Genomic DNA, 14,736 nt, shown 5'->3' on the forward strand with positions numbered 1-14,736 from the left:
CGCAGCACTAGATCCCGAGCGGGAGCACCCACTTCAGCTCGGACTTGACGTTCGGGCGCCCGTCGAGCGGGTCCTCCCCCGCGATGCCGCCGGCCGCGATCTTGTCCAGGGTCTTCAGACCCTCGGGCAGGATCTGGCCGAACACGGTGTAGTTCGGGCGCAGGATCGAGTCCGACTGCACGAGGAAGAACTGCGAGCCGTTGGTGTCCGGGCCGGCGTTCGCCATCGCGAGCGTGCCGCGCGGGTAGATGCGGCGCTGGCCGGTCGGGTCGTTCGGCGCGGGCTGCAGGTCGGTCGGCAGCTCGTCCTTGTACTTGTAACCGGGGCCGCCCTCACCCGTGTTGGACGGGTCGCCGCACTGCAGCACCTTCAGCGTCGGGTACGCGGTGAGGCGGTGGCACTCGGTCTGGTTGTAGAAACCGCGGTGCGCCAGGTGGATGAAGCTGTGCGCGGTGCACGCGGCCTTGGCGCGGTCGAGCACCAGCGGGATGTCGCCCTGGTTGGTCTTCACCTTGACCAGGACCTTGCCCTTGGTGAACCACGGGTCGTGCGGGATGGACACCGGCCGGGCCGCGGGCTCTTCCGGGGTCGCGGTGTAGCCGCAGTCGGGCCGTGCCGTCTGAACCTCGGCGGACGCGGTGCCCGTCGTGATGAAACCAACGGCCAGCGCCGCCACTGCCAGTCCAGTTGCGATTCGCCTCATGCGCGTTTCCTAGTGGAGCCGACGGTGACGGGCAAGGTTTGACCGATCACACGGTGCGTTCAGTTGTCCGTGGACTCGGTGATGTCGTACTCGCACTTCGCCTCCGCGCCGGCGTTCGTGATCTCCTTTTCCTTCTCCACGCGGAGTTTGCACGTCGCCTGGCCGGTCCGCGGCTTCACCGTGAGAGTGATCTTGCCGAGTGCGTTGGCGAGCATGGCTCGGTTCTTCACCCGCAGGTCCACGGTTTCGGACTGGGACGCTCCACCGGGGACGCTGAGCGTCATCTCGGCCTTGCCGGTGCCCTCGATGTCGTAGAACGCCTCGTAGGTGTAGCTCTTCTGGCCGCACGCCGCGAGCGCCAGCACCGGGATCAGCAGCAGGAGTTTCTTCATGGCTCGAATTCTGGTGACGGGAGAGCGGCGGGGCTTCTGTCCGCAGACCGGTTGTGGGTCCTGCTTTTGGCCGACCAGGCGGGCTTCCCACGCCCAGGCGGCGATCTCGACCCGGTTGCGGGCGTCCAGTTTGGTCTGAACGCTCGCCAGATGCGTCTTCACCGTGCCGATGGAGATGAACAGCTCCTGTGCGATCTCGGCGTTCGTACGGCCGATGGCGGCCAGTTTCACGACATCGAGCTCACACGCGGACAGGGTGTGACTGTTGCGGCGCAGGCGAGTTCATGTGCTGCAACAGCCTGACGGTGATCGACGGACTGATGAGCGCATCACCCGTGACCGCCGCACGGACCGCTTCGACCAACAGGTGCGGACCGTCGTCCTTCAGCAAGAACCCGCACGCGCCGTTCTTCAACGCCGTGTGCACGTACTCGTCGTGGTCGAACGTCGTGCACACCACCACGTTGACGTCGTTCGCGATCTGCTTGAGCGCTTCGAGTCCGTCCATGCGAGGCATGCGGATGTCCATCAGCGCGACGTCCGGTTTGGAGCGACGTGCCTCGGACACGGCCTCGATGTCGGACTCGGCACCTGGAATCATGCCGAACCCCGTGCGCGCCATCGCCTGGTCGTCCGCGACGAGAACCCTGATCACGCGGTCGCCCTTCCTGTCGGAAGCGCGGCGTCGACGACCCGTCCGCCGCCGATGCCCGGCCCGCCTTGATCCTGCCACCGAGCGGCTGCACGCGTTCGGTGAGTCCGACGAGCCCGAAACCGTTGCCCCGCCGCGCGGGCCTGCCGTCGTTGGAGACCCCCGCTGATCGTGGTGTCCGGCTCGTTCGTGCTGACGACGCGCGCCGTGCTCGCACCGGCGTGGTCCGCGGCCAAGGTCTCGCCCCTGGAGGCGTTGCGCACCTCGGCCGTGCAGAACGCGAGGAGCCGGATCGGCTGGCCGCGCTGGGTTCTCGGGATGCTGATGGTCACGGGTGCGGTCGTGCTGATGGTCACCGTCGCGATCGATGGCCCTGCCACCAAACAACGACCGAGCGGGATGACCGAAGAACTGTTGCTGCTCACCACCATCAGCGGTGCGTTGATCACGCTGGGTCCCGCGTTGATCTCCCCGGCGCTGCGGCTGATCAGCATTCCGTTGCGGCGCAGCACCATCGCGACGCTGGCGGTGAGCGGTGTCGGCGGCACACCTCGCCGGGCAGCATCGGTCACGGCAGTGATGGCGCTGGGGGTGAGTCTCATCATCGCGACGCTGACAGGCGCGAACACCCTGCAGGGACTGGGCAAGGCAGAGATGGCGAGCGCCTACCCGGCCGATCTGGAGATCACCTCGGCCTGCCCCGCAGGGAGCTCGGCCGCCTGGTCACGACCGAGGCCGGTCTGTACGGGATCGTCGGCGCGCTGATCGGGCTCGCCATCGGCATCCCCTACGCGTGGCTCGCGATCATCCCGCTCGGCATCGAGTGGCCCCTGCAGGTGCCCGTGCTCCCGGTCGGCGTGGTGGTGCTCGTCCTGGCCGCGCTCACGGCGGGGGCGGGGCTGCTGTCCGCCCGTCGCGCGGCTCGGGTGAGCCCGGTCGCGGCACTTCACTCGATCCAGTGACGTGTACCGGATCCGAGACGGGGTAACCGAACTGCATAGGGAGGTAATGCAGTCATGGGATTCGACGAGTTGAAGAACAAGGCCAAGGACCTCATCGGCCAGCACGGCGACAAGGTCGACGACGGGGTCGAGCGCGCCGGGCAGTTCGCCGACGAGAAGACCGGCGGCAAGCACAGCGAGCACATCGACAAGGGCGAGGACAAGCTCAAGGAAGGCCTCCGGAACTTCGGCGGCCAGCAGCAGCAATAGCAGGGACCTACCCAGAGTGGGTCCTACGCGGAGTGGATTCCATCCTGGGTGGGTTCCTGAGGCTGCACAGGCGACTGGTTCGCGTGTGAGTTAAGCCTGATCGGATTCACTTCCGCGATCCCGGCGACACGGTTACCGTCGTTCGCCGGGATCGCGGAGGTGAAGGTGGATCCGAGCGGGGTGACGAGGGCGGCACGGCTGACAGCGCTGGCCGCGTTGTGCCTGGTCACCGTCGTCGTGTTGCTGCCGGCGGCCATCAGCGTGAGCACCGGCGGGGCCGTGCCGGGGCTGTTCGGCGAGTTCGGCCAGTGGTTGTGGCCGGCGGTCGGCGCGATGGTGCTCGTGGCGATCGGTCTCGCGATCTGGGAACGCGTCCGCGGTCACGAGACCAGCAATCGCACCGCTGCCCTCGCGCGAGTCGAGTCGCGGGTGAAAACCCTGCTCGCCGCCTCATTGGCAGCCCAGACGCAGATCAAACTCGGGGTGCTCAAGCAGCCCCAGCTCTTTCTGCGGGTCGAGGGCGAGGAGATGGCCTCGACGGACCTCGAAGCCATCTATGACCGCCTCGGGCACAGCATGGTCGTGGTGGGGCCGGTGGGCAGCGGACGGTCGACATTGCTGCGCGAACTGTGCCTGCTGCTGGTCGAGAAGGCACGCAACGACCCGGAAGCACCGATTCCCGTCGTCGTGGACTTGGCGACGTGGCGTGCGTACGGCACGCGCAAGCCGACGGAGTTCACCGCGTGGCTGCTGCGCGAGATGAACCGCCGCTACGGCATCAGCCGCTCGGCCGGCACGATCTGGCTGCGCCGCGAGCGGGTGGCCGTGCTGATCGACGGCCTCGACGAGGTCCCGCGCGTCGACCGCGAGCACTGCGAGTCCGAGCTCGCGCCGTTCGCCTCGGTCGTCAGCTCGACGGAGCCGATCGAGAACCTGCCCTCCGTGTACGTCGAGCCGTTGTCACGCGGTCAGGTCCTGGAGTACATCGCCTCGGTCAGCCCCCGGCTCGACAGCCTGGAGGCAGCCCTCACCCCGGAGATCTGGGAGCGGCTGGACTCGCCGCTGGCGTTGAACCTGCTGGCGCTGACCCACCTGGACAAGCAGGTCGACACGATCGGCATCGACTTCGTGGGTTCCTTCGTCGTGGAAAGGCTTTCCGGCCAACGCGGCGCGGGCCCCACCATTCGCGCGTTGAAGTTCCTCGCGCGGTTGGGGCGGCCGGACCTCGGTGCGCCCGTGCACATGCCTCACCGCCGTGCCTGGCTCCCGCTGCTGCCGACTCGCCCGTTGTGGTTGCTGTTCGTGCGCGCGGTGCCTTCGGCATATGCCGGTGGTGCGTGTGCCGTGGCGTTCATGACAGGACTGCGCCTCGGAGCGTGGGCCGCTTTGGTGTTCGTGGTCGCGGCTTCTTCATTGCTCGTGCTCGTGAACAAACTGCCGCACGTCTTTCATCCGCCCGGACGCGCGCACGGCATTGTGACCGCCGCGCTGGGATTCATCGCCGGTGTGGTCGCGGGATTGCTGGTCGGGCTCGTCGGTTTGTGGCTCGGTGGAATCGGTACGCCGTGGCCGTACTTCGTGGCGTACGTGTTCGTGGTGGTGGCGTCATTCTTCTTGGCATTGGGTTTCGTACCGGGTGACGCACCCGTGCCGTGGGCGTTGCTGATCGCCGCCGCACCGGGCATCTCGATGATCTGGACCGGTCCTTACGCGGTGTTGTCCGGCATGGGAATCGGTTTCTCCGCGGGCGTGGCGGGCGGGATCTTCGCTGCCGCCGTGGGACGTGTGTGGCGCACGGTGCGCCCGGTGCAACAGCAACGCATGAGACTGGGACGACCGTGGTGGGTTCAGCCCGCTGTCCCGGTCCTCGGCACGGTCGGTCTGCTGGGCGGGCTCCTGCTGGGTGGGACGGGCGCGCTGGGATCCTGGGGTGGCGCACTGGGAGTCGCACTGGGGTTGCTGGTCACACCGACCGCCGCCCGCGACTACGTCTGGCCGTTCGACGCGCTCGCCGAAGTCGCCGCCGAGGGTGTCACGCGTCCCCTCTCACTGGGCGAGTTGTCGTTCCGCCGCAAGGCTTTGCTCCACCTCGCACAGGACAGGCTGCTGCTCACCCGGGTCGACGGCGAGTACCGCTTCGCCCACGTCGCCCTGCGCGATCACCTGGCCTCGTGCGACCCGACGGCGCTGGTTCGCGCCACGCGCCGTTGAACCTTCCCGATCTGCGGGCCGTACGGCCTGACAGAAAGGTCGGGTGTTGCGCATGCGCTGGTCGAAGGGCTGGATCGCGAGCGTCGGGGTGTTCTCGGTCGTCGCGGCCATCGGAGGTACGGCCTTCGCCCTTGCCGGTTCCGGGGCCTCCTCCACGCAGCCGGGGGTGGCGGGCAAAGAGGTGTGCAGTGGGCAGCAGGTGAAGACGGTGAACGCCAAGGGTCCGGCGGGGGTGTTGTCGGACCAGTTCCCGATCGGCACGTTGCTGAGACTGACGAATCCCACCAACGACCGCGCGATCACCGTGTCGGTCATCGGGGCGTCGACCGGTTGTGCGGTGCTGAACACCGCGGCACTCGATTCACTGTGGTCCGCCGAAACCGGTGATGGCGGAATGGAAAGCGTTCTCCGGCGCATTCGGGTGGAGATCGTCGGAAACGCACCGGCGCCGACACCCACCACCCGCACCTCCACGGCACGGGTGCGGGCTTCCGGAACCATCGGACAGGTCATCTGCGACGGCGCGACCGTCGGGCTGTCACCCGTCGGCGGGGCGCCTGGCGCATTCTCGTCACAGCTCCCGGTCGGCAGCGCGGTGCGGGTCACCAACCTGGACAACGGAAAGCAGACGACCGTCCGCATCATCGGCGTCGGGGCGTCGTGCGTCGTGCTGAACAGCGAGGCTTTCGCACTGGTCGGTGAGTCCGGCAAGAATGTGATCAAGCGGACCCAGATCGAGACGGTGACCTGACCCCGGTCACCAGTCCATCGGCTCGTCCGGCTCCTCCGGCTCCGGCCACTCGTCCACGGCGTCGCCGGAGCCCCACGCGGCACCGCCGCTGCTCGTGGTCTTCGGCTTGGACCGGGGAGCCGGCGCGGCGGCGGGTGCGGACGTGGCCGGTGCGAGACCACTGCCCGCGACCACCTCCAGGATCTGCTCGCCGTACTTCGCGAGCTTCGCCTGGCCGACACCGCTCACCGCGCCCAGCGCGGTCATCGAGCCGGGGCGCGACGCCGCGATGGACTTCAGCGTGGCGTCGTGGAAGATCACGTAGGCCGGGACGCCCTGCTCGCGGGCCTGGCCGGCACGCCACTCGCGCAGCGCCTCGAAGAGCGGGCCCGCCTCGGCCGGGAGGTCCACCTTCACCTTGGCCGCGCCGGACGAGGACGCCGTGCGCGTCGTCGAGCGGGCGGGCGCCGGGTCCTTGCGCATCCTGACCTCGCGCTTGCGGCCCAGGACCTCGGTGCTCGCCTCGGTGAGCACCAGCGTCGAGTACTCGCCCTCGACCGCCAGCAGCCCCTGGGCGAGGAGCTGGCGGACCACGCCGCGCCACTCGCCCTCGTTCAGGTCCTCGCCGATGCCGAACGTGCTGAGCTGGTCGTGGTCGAACTGGATGACCTTGGCGGTCTTGCGGCCCAGCAGGATGTCGATGGCCTGACCGGCACCGAACTTCTGGTTGCGCTCCTTGCGCAGCCGGAAGACCGTGGAGAGGACCTTCTGCGCGGCGACCGTGCCGTCCCACGCCTCCGGCGGCGTCAGACACGTGTCGCAGTTGCCGCAGGGGGACCCACCGGGCTCGTTGAAGTACTCGAGGAGCCTGACCCGGCGGCACGTCACCGTCTCGCAGAGGGCGAGCATCGCGTCGAGGTGCGCCTGCGAGCGGCGGCGGAACGCCAGATCGCCCTCGGACGACTCGATCATCTTGCGCTGCTGCACCACGTCCTGCAGGCCGTAGGCGAGCCACGCGGTGGACGGGAGACCGTCGCGGCCGGCGCGACCCGTCTCCTGGTAGTAGCCCTCGACCGACTTCGGCAGGTCGAGGTGGGCCACGAAGCGGACGTCCGGCTTGTCGATGCCCATGCCGAACGCGATGGTGGCGACCATGACCAGGCCGTCCTCCCGCAGGAACCGCGCCTGGTTGCGCTGGCGGACCGACGCGTCGAGACCCGCGTGGTAGGGCAGCGCGGGAATTCCGTTCGCCACCAGGAACTCCGCCGTCTTCTCGACCGACGCGCGGGACAGGCAGTAGACGATGCCCGCGTCACCCTGGTGCTCGCCGCGCAGCAGGTCCAGCAGCTGCTTCTTCGGCTCCTTCTTGCCGACGATGCGGTACTGGATGTTCGGCCGGTCGAAGCTGGAGACGAACTGCCGCCCCTCACCCAGCTCCAGGCGCGTGAGGATCTCCTTGCGGGTCGCCTCCGTCGCCGTGGCGGTGAGCGCGATCCGCGGCACCTTCGGCCAGCGCTCGTGCAGGTGCGTGAGCGAGAGGTAGTCGGGCCGGAAGTCGTGGCCCCACTGCGAGACGCAGTGCGCCTCGTCGATCGCGAACAGCGCGATCTCCCCCTGCTCCAGCAGGCGCAGGGTGGCCTCGGACGTCAGGCGCTCCGGCGCCAGGTAGAGCAGGTCGAGCTCGCCGTTCACGAACTCGGCCTCGACCATCCGGCGTTCGTCCCAGGACAGCGAGGAGTTCAGGAAGCCCGCGCGCACGCCCAGGGCACGCAGCGCGTCCACCTGGTCCTGCATCAGCGCGATGAGCGGGGAGATCACCACGCCCGTACCGGGCCGCACCAGGGCGGGCACCTGATAACACAGGGACTTGCCGCCGCCGGTCGGCATGAGCACCAGCGCGTCGCCACCCGCGACCACGTGCTCGACGATGGCGGCCTGGTCGCCGCGGAACTCGGGGTACCCGAAGACGCGCTGCAGAACCTGCAGCGCGTCCCCGTGGTCGGTTGAACCCATGCCGCCGATGCTAGCGAGCAGCACCGACAGTCCGGAGAGCTAGCCCAACTGGCTCTTAGTACCAGCGGAAACGCTGGCAGCGGTCAGCGGAGCCGCCGACGCGGCCGGCACCGAGCCCTTCAACGGGATCCGCACCGACGTGTCCGCCAGGTCGACGGTCAGCCTCGGCAGCTGGGACGGCCGCACGATCGCGGTCGAGTCGGTGCCGCCGATCACCAGGCCGAGCCGGTGGCCCGCAGGGATCAGATGGTCCGTTGTGGACAGTCGGAACGTCATGCGGTACTTGGTTCCCGGCGTGATCGTGCGCGGGGTCGAGAGGGACTGGTAGTTCGCGAGATCCGCCCAGCCGCGCGCGATGATCTGCGCGTCGACGTTGCCCGCCGTGGCCTCCGTGTCGCGGTAACAGGCGTCATCGCCCGTACGGCTCTCGCCCCAGCACGACTCCGTGGTCAGCGTCCGGATGCCTTCACCGGTCCGCACCCGAGCCGGGCCGTAGTCGACGAGGTACGCGGTGAGGTGCGCGGTCGGGGTCGACGACGACACCCCCACCGTGATCGACGACGTGCCGGCGACGCGCAGGTCGGAGGTCAGCGGGGCCGTGGAGTAGATCGCCCTGCCGGTGTTCGAGCCGGAGAGCCAGTTCGTCGGCGTGCCGCTGCCGTTGTCGGTGAACGCCGACGTGCCCGTGCCCGGTGCCGTGCCGAGTCCCGAAGAAGAAGGACGCAACACGGTGCTCACGGTGCCCGCGGGCGGCCACGTCTGGTCGTCCGCCCACTGGTCCGGTGCGCGCTCAGAGGACACCTGGGGCTCGTTCTCGATGCCGTTCTGCACGTTCAGCAGCCAGCGGTCGAACCACCGGTGCAGCGTCGGGACCCACTCGCTGCGCCGGAAGTCGAACGGGTCGACGTGCGCGGTCTGCGAGAACCAGAGCTTCTTCGGCACCGATGCGGGCACCGCGTCCCAGAACTGCCCGTACTGCAACGTCTTGACGTTGAGGTCGTTCAGCCCGTGGATCGCGAAGATGGACGCCTTCACGTTCGACGCGTTGCGCACGAAGTCACGTGTCTGCCACATCGCCGTGTAGTCGCCATTGGCGGGAGAGCCGTTCGTCATCTGCGAGCGCACCGCAGCACACCGTGAGCGCGCGTTGGAGTTCTCGAACTGCGAGCCCAGACCGGTCGGTGAGCTGTAGCTGGGGTACGCGACGCCGTCCGAACGGAACCAGTCGTACCAGGAGCTGATGGCAGCGATCGGCACGATGGTCTTCAGCCCGTCGATGCCGGTCGACGCGACGCCGTTGGCGATCGAGCCGTCCCACGACTTGCCGATCATGCCGACGGCACCGGTCGACCAGGAGGCGGTCTTGGTGGTGGAGCCGGTCAGGGACGAGTAGCCGGTGCGCCGGCCGTTCAGCCAGTCGATCACGGCCGTGCCGGAGGCGATCTCCGACTGGCCGCCGACGTCGACGCAGCCGCGCGACCGGTTCGTGCCGAGGAAGTCGACCAGCACGACGGCGTAGCCGCGTGGCACGAAGTAGTTGTCGTAGAAGAGCGGGAACTTGACCGGCACCCCGGCGGAGTCGTAGCTCTTGACCTCGCTCTCGTTGCCGCGCCCGGCGCTCTGGTAGTAGGGACTGGCGTCCATGATCACGGGCACGCGCCCGGTCGTGGCCGGCCTGATGACGTCGGCCGCGACCCGGTCACGGGTGCCGTCGCCGTCGAGATCGAGCCCGGAATCGACGTAGACCGTCTCGCGGACCGCGTCGGCCATCGAGTGGATGGGCGCGGACACGCCACCGGACAGGCTGAACGCTGGTGTCGCCGCTGTGGCAGGGATTGGCGCCAGGGTCAGGGCCCCTGCTAGCGCCACTACAACACGAACACGCTTCATGAAGATTCACGCTAAGGAGTGAAGAAGTCGCCCCGTCAGAGCCGAAAGGCTTGACCCTCTGCTGTTGCGCCCGGCACTCCGCTCACGAATATTCGTCCTCCGTGAGCTTCACCTTCGAACCCGGCCGCACCCGCGTCGTCTTCGGCCGCGGCACCGCCTCCACCGTGCGCGCCGAGGCCGAACGGCTCGGGGCGGCGAGAGTGCTGCTCATCGCCCGGCACGGCGGTGACAGGGTCGCGGCCGAACTCGGCTCGTTGCTCGTCACGCGGTTCACGGGCGCGGCGATGCACACGCCGGTGGAGGTCACAGAGCGCGCGCTCGCGTCGTTGCGCGATCACGGCGCGGACTGCATCGTGTCGGTCGGCGGCGGATCGAGCACGGGGCTGTCGAAGGCGCTCTCGGTGCGCGCGGGCGTGCCGCAGATCATCATCCCGACGACCTACGCGGGCTCCGAGGTCACGCAGGTGCTCGGCGAGACGGCGTCGGGGCGGAAGAGGACACGGCGCGACGCGGCGATCCAGCCGAACACGGTGATCTACGACGTGGACCTCACGCTGGACCTGCCGCTCGACGTCACGGTGACGAGCGCGCTCAACGCCCTCGCGCACGCCGTCGCCGCCCGAGGCGACGAGAACCCGTTGATCGACGCCATCGCGACCAGGGCGATCGAGGGCGTTCTGCACGCTTTGGGCGGAAACCCGTCCACAGTGGATGCGCGGACCGAGCTGCTGTCCTCCGCGTGGCTCGCCGGCACGTGTCTCGCGTCCGTCCCCATGGGACTGCACCACAAGCTCGCGCACGTTTTGGGCGGTACGTTCGGATTGCCGCACGCCGCCACCCACACGGCGCTGCTCCCCCACACCGCGCCGGCGGACCTGACCAGGCGAATCCACGACACGGCCACGCGGTTCGGTGCGGCGACCTCGTTGCGGGAGCTGGGAATGGCGGAGTCCGATTTGTCCAGTGCCGCGGAGATCGCCGGGCATCCCGACGCCCTCAGGGTGCTCACGAACGCGTGGCGCGACGCATCATCCGGCTGATGGGTTGTCATTCCTTAGGCTGATGTTCACAGCCCTGAACCGAGACGAATCTCCGATGCGCTTCCTGAAGACTTCCTGAAGCATCGGGGGCATGCTCAGCCCGTTGGATCTGTCCCTGATAAACGGACCGATCCCTATGGCCGCCACGGTCGCGGCCGCGCTCGCCCTCACGTACCTGGCGATTCGGAAGAACCGGACCTGGTGGGTCCGCGTGCTGCCGATAGCCCTGCTTGCCTGCGTCCTGGCGGTGACCGGGCTGACGCTCGTCATAGACCACGTGTGGAAACCGTGGCCAGAGCCGTTGCCGGTCGTGCTGTCGGTCTGGGTGGGCGCTGCACTCGTCGCGCTGACGCTGGCGGCCATCAGGCTGCGCTCCGGCCGATGGTACGGCCGGGTGTTCGGCGTGCTCCTGGCGCTGGGCGTGACCGCGAGCGCGGTGGTCGCGACGAACGCCCACTTCGGGCAGTACCCCACCACGCGCGCCGTCCTGGACGTCTTCAGGAACGACAGGGTCGACATCAACGCCGCCGCTCCTCCGCCCAGCGGCGTGGTCGACGTGCCCGCCGGCAAGAAGCTCGCCGACGTCTGGACGAGGCCGGCGAACCTGCCGGACAAGGGCACCATCTCCGAGGCCCAGATCCCCAGCGCGTTCAAGTCACGACCGGCGTGGGTCTACCTGCCGCCCGCCTACAACACGACGCCCCGGCCGAAGTTGCCCGTGATCGTGCTGATGGCGGGTCAGCCGGGTGGTCCTCGTGACTGGTTCGACGGCGGACGGGTCATGGACGCGCTCGACGACTACGCGCGCCGGCACGACGGGCTCGCGCCGATCGTCGTGTCCGTCGACCAGATCGGCGAACCGATGGCGAACCCGCTGTGCCTCGACACGAAGCTGGGCCAGTCGGAGACCTTCCTCGCCCGCGACGTGCCGAAGTGGATCAAAGAACGACTCACGGTCGACGAACGCCGTGAAGCCTGGGCGATCGCGGGCTTCTCCCACGGCGGTACATGCTCCTTTCAGCTCGCAGTGCGCGCGCCGGACGTGTACGGGAACTTCGTCGACCTCACGGGGCAGCGCGAACCCACGCTGGGCACGCGCGCCGACACGGTGAAGGCCGCGTTCGACGGCGACGAAGCCGCGTTCACCCGCGTGAACCCCATGGACATCCTCGCCAAGAAGCAGTTCCCGCACACCGCGGGACTCATCGTGACCGGCACGGAGGACGCCCTGTACCGACCAGCGGGTATCGAGGTGTTCGAAGCCTGTCGCAAGGCCGGAATGGACGTGCAGTGGAAGGACCTGCCGGGAAGGCACGACTGGACGGTGTGGCGGCCGGGTCTCTTCGACTCGGTGCCGTGGCTCGCACAGCGGTCAGGGCTGGTCAGATGATCGCCCGGCTGTTCCGCGCCGCGCCGCTGACCAGCGCGTTCCTCATCGTCTTCTGGACGGCCGGTGCGCTGACCGGTGCCATCGGCGGGGCGAGCGACGAGTTGCTCGCGCGCACCGGGTTCGGCACCGAGGGTCCTTGGTGGACGGTGTTCACCTCGGCGCTGTGGTCGATGGACCTGCTGGGCTACGTCGCCACGACCGTGCTGCTGCTCGCCACCGGGGTGCTGGCCGAGCGCACGTTCGGCGCGGCGCGGACCTCGGTGATCTTCGTGGCCACGCACGTGGTCGGCTCGTTCCTGGGCCTCGGCCTGGTGCTGATCGGCCGTGACCTGAACTGGGGCTGGCTCGAGTCGCTCGTGGGCGAGGCAGCCGCCGGGCCGTCGATCGGCGGGGTCGGGCTCCTGCTCGCGCTGACGTTCCGGATGCCACCGCTGTGGAGGCGGCGCGTCCGCCTGATGATGATCTTGTCGGTGCTGGTCCTCACACTGTACTCAGGTTGGCTCGAAGACCTGCTCCGACTGTCCGGTGGCGTGGCCGGACTGCTGATCGGGGCGTTGTTCCTGAAGGCGGGACCGGTCTCCCAGGCGCGTTCGCTGCAGGAGACGCGAGTGCTGGTGGCGTTGCTGCTCGCGGCGTCGGCGCTCGGGCCGGTGGTGTCGATGATGTCGCCGTACCCGAACGGGCCGCTGTGGTGGTTCGCGGACGTCGTGGCGGTCACCCAGCCGTCGCAGGACGATGTCGACGCGATGTGCTCCTCGGACGCGGTCGAGCTGTGCCGGACGATGATGGTCCAGCTGTCGTACGGCCGGTTCCCCGCGCTCGTGATGTCGTTGCTGCCTGCGTTGCTGCTGCTCGTGCTGGCGGAAGGGCTGCGGCGCGGACGGCGGTTCGCGTGGCGGACCGCGCTGGTGTTCAACGTGGCGTTCGCGGCGTTCATCGGTTCGTACGTCGTGTACGTCGCGCAGTTCCCAGGCGCCACCGTGCTGGAGATGTCGGTCTCGTTCGGCGTGCCGATGCTGGCACCGCTCGTGATCACCGTGGTGTTGTTGTTGACGCGCAAGCACTTCGACGTGCGTCTACCTCGGCATGCCGTCGTGAGGTTCTGGCGGTTCACGGGCATCAGCGTCGCGTTGTTGTCGGCGTTGTACGTCTTCGGCGGGTACCTGGTCCGCGACCAGTTCACGCCGGAGCCGGGATTCGGCGCGCTGCTCGCGGACCTGCCGAAGCGGTTCCTGCCGCCCGGTTACCTGGACCTGGTGCCGTTGCAGTTCTCCGCCGACGGGTTCATCGGCACGCTGCTGTTCGAGTACACGGGCGTGGTGTTCTGGCTGATCGTGCTGGCCGGTCTGCTGATGGCGTCGTGGCGGACGTGGCCGTCGTCGTGCGAGGAGGAGGCCGCGCACGCTCGCGAGCTGATGCGGCGCTACGGCGGCTCGTCGTTGTCGTACATGACGACGTGGCGCGGCAACCAGTACTGGTTCACGCCGGACGGTGAGACGGCCATCGCGTACCGCGTGGTGGCGACCATCGCGCTGACGGTCGGCGATCCGATCGGTCCCGCGCGGGTGGACGCCGTGCGCGGGTTCGCGGAGTTCTGCGCGCGCAACGGGTGGACGCCGTGTCTCTACAGCGTGGGCGCGGAGACGCGAGCCGCGGTGGAAGGGCTCGGGTGGTCCGCGGTGCAGGTCGCCGAGGACACGGTGATCGAACTGGACAAGCTGGCCTTCACCGGCAAGAAGTGGCAGGACGTGCGCACGGCGTTGAACAAGGCCGCCAAGGAAGGGATCACCGCCGAGTGGTGCTCGTACGCCGACGCGCCGTTCGCGATCACGGACCAGATCCGCTCGATCTCGGCGGAGTGGGTGGCGGACAAGGGCCTGCCGGAGATGGGTTTCACGCTGGGAGGCCTGGAGGAGCTGGCCGGTGACGGAGTCCGCTGCCTGCTCGCGGTGGACGGCGACCGGACCGTGCACGGCATCACGAGCTGGCTGCCGGTGTACGCCGACGGCGAGATCGTCGGGTGGACGCTCGACTTCATGCGCCGCCGCTCGCACGGGTTCCGCGGCTCGATGGAGTTCCTGATCGCCTCGGCGGCACTGCAACTCCAGGCAGAGGGAGCACGGTTCCTGAGCCTGTCCGGGGCGCCGCTCGCCCGGCTGGACCGCGGTGAGCGCCCGCGGGCGTTGCAGCGCGTCCTGGACTTCACCGGGCAGGTGCTGGAGCCGGTGTACGGATTCCGCTCGCTGTTCGCGTTCAAGGCGAAGTTCCAGCCGAAGTACCAGCCGATGTTCATGGCGTACCCGGACTCGGCGGCACTGCCGCGCATCGCGAACGCGGTGAGCCGCGCGTACCTGCCGCATCTCAACGCGCGCCAGGGACTTCGGCTCGCGAGCAAGATGATCATCCGGACGCGCGACCGCGTGACCACGCATGGTCGAACTCGCTAGACCGAAAGGGTGGTGAGGTGATACTCGTCATCACGCTCCCGCCCTACTAGGCGAAGA

At 68.7% G+C, this 14,736-nt stretch carries 11 protein-coding genes and 1 pseudogene; 8 read left to right on the forward strand and 4 right to left on the reverse strand.

Features of this window, described 5'->3' with window-relative positions:
- Nucleotides 1–7: 7 nt before the first annotated feature.
- Together ACSHWB_RS03870 and ACSHWB_RS03875 are read right to left on the reverse strand one after the other, a co-directional pair.
- A complete protein-coding gene (locus tag ACSHWB_RS03870) occupies nt 8–703 on the reverse strand; it encodes a peptidylprolyl isomerase (RefSeq protein WP_439660714.1) in 696 nt (231 codons plus the stop codon).
- A gap of 464 nt (nt 704–1,167) precedes the next feature.
- Nucleotides 1,168–1,750: pseudogene (locus ACSHWB_RS03875) on the reverse strand (response regulator); the annotation flags it as partial.
- Nucleotides 1,751–1,921: 171 nt separating this feature from the next.
- Between ACSHWB_RS03875 and ACSHWB_RS03880 the strand changes: the two are divergent.
- The 5 genes from ACSHWB_RS03880 to ACSHWB_RS03900 all read left to right on the forward strand — a co-directional run bounded on the left by ACSHWB_RS03880 (nt 1,922) and on the right by ACSHWB_RS03900 (nt 5,920).
- Nucleotides 1,922–2,512: a hypothetical protein gene (locus tag ACSHWB_RS03880; protein ID WP_439664808.1), complete on the forward strand. Its 591-nt coding sequence runs from the start codon at nt 1,922–1,924 to the stop codon at nt 2,510–2,512.
- Nucleotides 2,497–2,709, forward strand: a complete 213-nt coding sequence (locus ACSHWB_RS03885; RefSeq protein ID WP_439664508.1) for a hypothetical protein — start codon at nt 2,497–2,499, stop codon at nt 2,707–2,709. The genes ACSHWB_RS03880 and ACSHWB_RS03885 overlap by 16 nt, the downstream gene beginning before the upstream one ends.
- Nucleotides 2,710–2,763: 54 nt before the next feature.
- Complete coding sequence (locus tag ACSHWB_RS03890) at nt 2,764–2,958, forward strand: antitoxin (protein WP_439660715.1); 195 nt, start codon at nt 2,764–2,766, stop codon at nt 2,956–2,958.
- 159 nt (nt 2,959–3,117) lie between these two features.
- The gene (locus tag ACSHWB_RS03895; RefSeq protein WP_439660716.1) at nt 3,118–5,169 is read left to right on the forward strand and encodes an NACHT domain-containing protein; all 2,052 of its coding nucleotides are present in this window, start codon (nt 3,118–3,120) and stop codon (nt 5,167–5,169) included.
- 52 nt (nt 5,170–5,221) lie between these two features.
- Nucleotides 5,222–5,920, forward strand: coding sequence for a hypothetical protein (locus ACSHWB_RS03900; RefSeq protein ID WP_439660717.1), 699 nt, complete (start codon nt 5,222–5,224; stop codon nt 5,918–5,920).
- A gap of 6 nt (nt 5,921–5,926) precedes the next feature.
- Here the strand turns inward: ACSHWB_RS03900 and recQ are convergent, their stop codons facing one another.
- Together recQ and ACSHWB_RS03910 are read right to left on the reverse strand one after the other, a co-directional pair.
- Nucleotides 5,927–7,912, reverse strand: a complete 1,986-nt coding sequence (gene recQ / locus ACSHWB_RS03905; protein ID WP_439660718.1) for a DNA helicase RecQ — start codon at nt 7,910–7,912, stop codon at nt 5,927–5,929.
- Between the two features lie 39 nt (nt 7,913–7,951).
- The gene (locus ACSHWB_RS03910) at nt 7,952–9,802 is read right to left on the reverse strand and encodes a Xaa-Pro dipeptidyl-peptidase (RefSeq protein WP_439660719.1); all 1,851 of its coding nucleotides are present in this window, start codon (nt 9,800–9,802) and stop codon (nt 7,952–7,954) included.
- Between the two features lie 101 nt (nt 9,803–9,903).
- On the opposite strand from ACSHWB_RS03910, the gene ACSHWB_RS03915 reads away from it, so the two are divergent.
- The 3 genes from ACSHWB_RS03915 (at nt 9,904) to ACSHWB_RS03925 (ending at nt 14,679) form a co-directional block, all read left to right on the forward strand.
- Nucleotides 9,904–10,842: a maleylacetate reductase gene (locus ACSHWB_RS03915; protein WP_439660720.1), complete on the forward strand. Its 939-nt coding sequence runs from the start codon at nt 9,904–9,906 to the stop codon at nt 10,840–10,842.
- Nucleotides 10,843–10,978: 136 nt separating this feature from the next.
- On the forward strand, nt 10,979–12,232 hold the full coding sequence (locus tag ACSHWB_RS03920) for an alpha/beta hydrolase (RefSeq protein ID WP_439660721.1): 1,254 nt from the start codon (nt 10,979–10,981) through the stop codon (nt 12,230–12,232).
- Nucleotides 12,199–14,679, forward strand: a complete 2,481-nt coding sequence (locus ACSHWB_RS03925) for a phosphatidylglycerol lysyltransferase domain-containing protein (RefSeq protein ID WP_439660722.1) — start codon at nt 12,199–12,201, stop codon at nt 14,677–14,679. The genes ACSHWB_RS03920 and ACSHWB_RS03925 overlap by 34 nt, the downstream gene beginning before the upstream one ends.
- Nucleotides 14,680–14,736: the final 57 nt, after the last annotated feature.

This window comes from Lentzea sp. HUAS TT2, assembly GCF_051853195.1.
Classification (GTDB): Bacteria; Actinomycetota; Actinomycetes; order Mycobacteriales; family Pseudonocardiaceae; genus Lentzea.

Excerpts from the sequence above, each read along its gene's own strand:
- ACSHWB_RS03920 (WP_439660721.1), top strand. The coding sequence starts at position 10,979 with ATGGCCGCCACGGTCGCGGCCGCGCTCGCCCTCACGTACCTGGCGATT.
- ACSHWB_RS03910 (WP_439660719.1), bottom strand. The coding sequence starts at position 9,802 with ATGAAGCGTGTTCGTGTTGTAGTGGCGCTAGCAGGGGCCCTGACCCTG.
- ACSHWB_RS03870 (WP_439660714.1), bottom strand. The coding sequence starts at position 703 with ATGAGGCGAATCGCAACTGGACTGGCAGTGGCGGCGCTGGCCGTTGGT.
- ACSHWB_RS03890 (WP_439660715.1), top strand. The coding sequence starts at position 2,764 with ATGGGATTCGACGAGTTGAAGAACAAGGCCAAGGACCTCATCGGCCAG.
- ACSHWB_RS03900 (WP_439660717.1), top strand. The coding sequence starts at position 5,222 with ATGCGCTGGTCGAAGGGCTGGATCGCGAGCGTCGGGGTGTTCTCGGTC.
- recQ (WP_439660718.1), bottom strand. The coding sequence starts at position 7,912 with ATGGGTTCAACCGACCACGGGGACGCGCTGCAGGTTCTGCAGCGCGTC.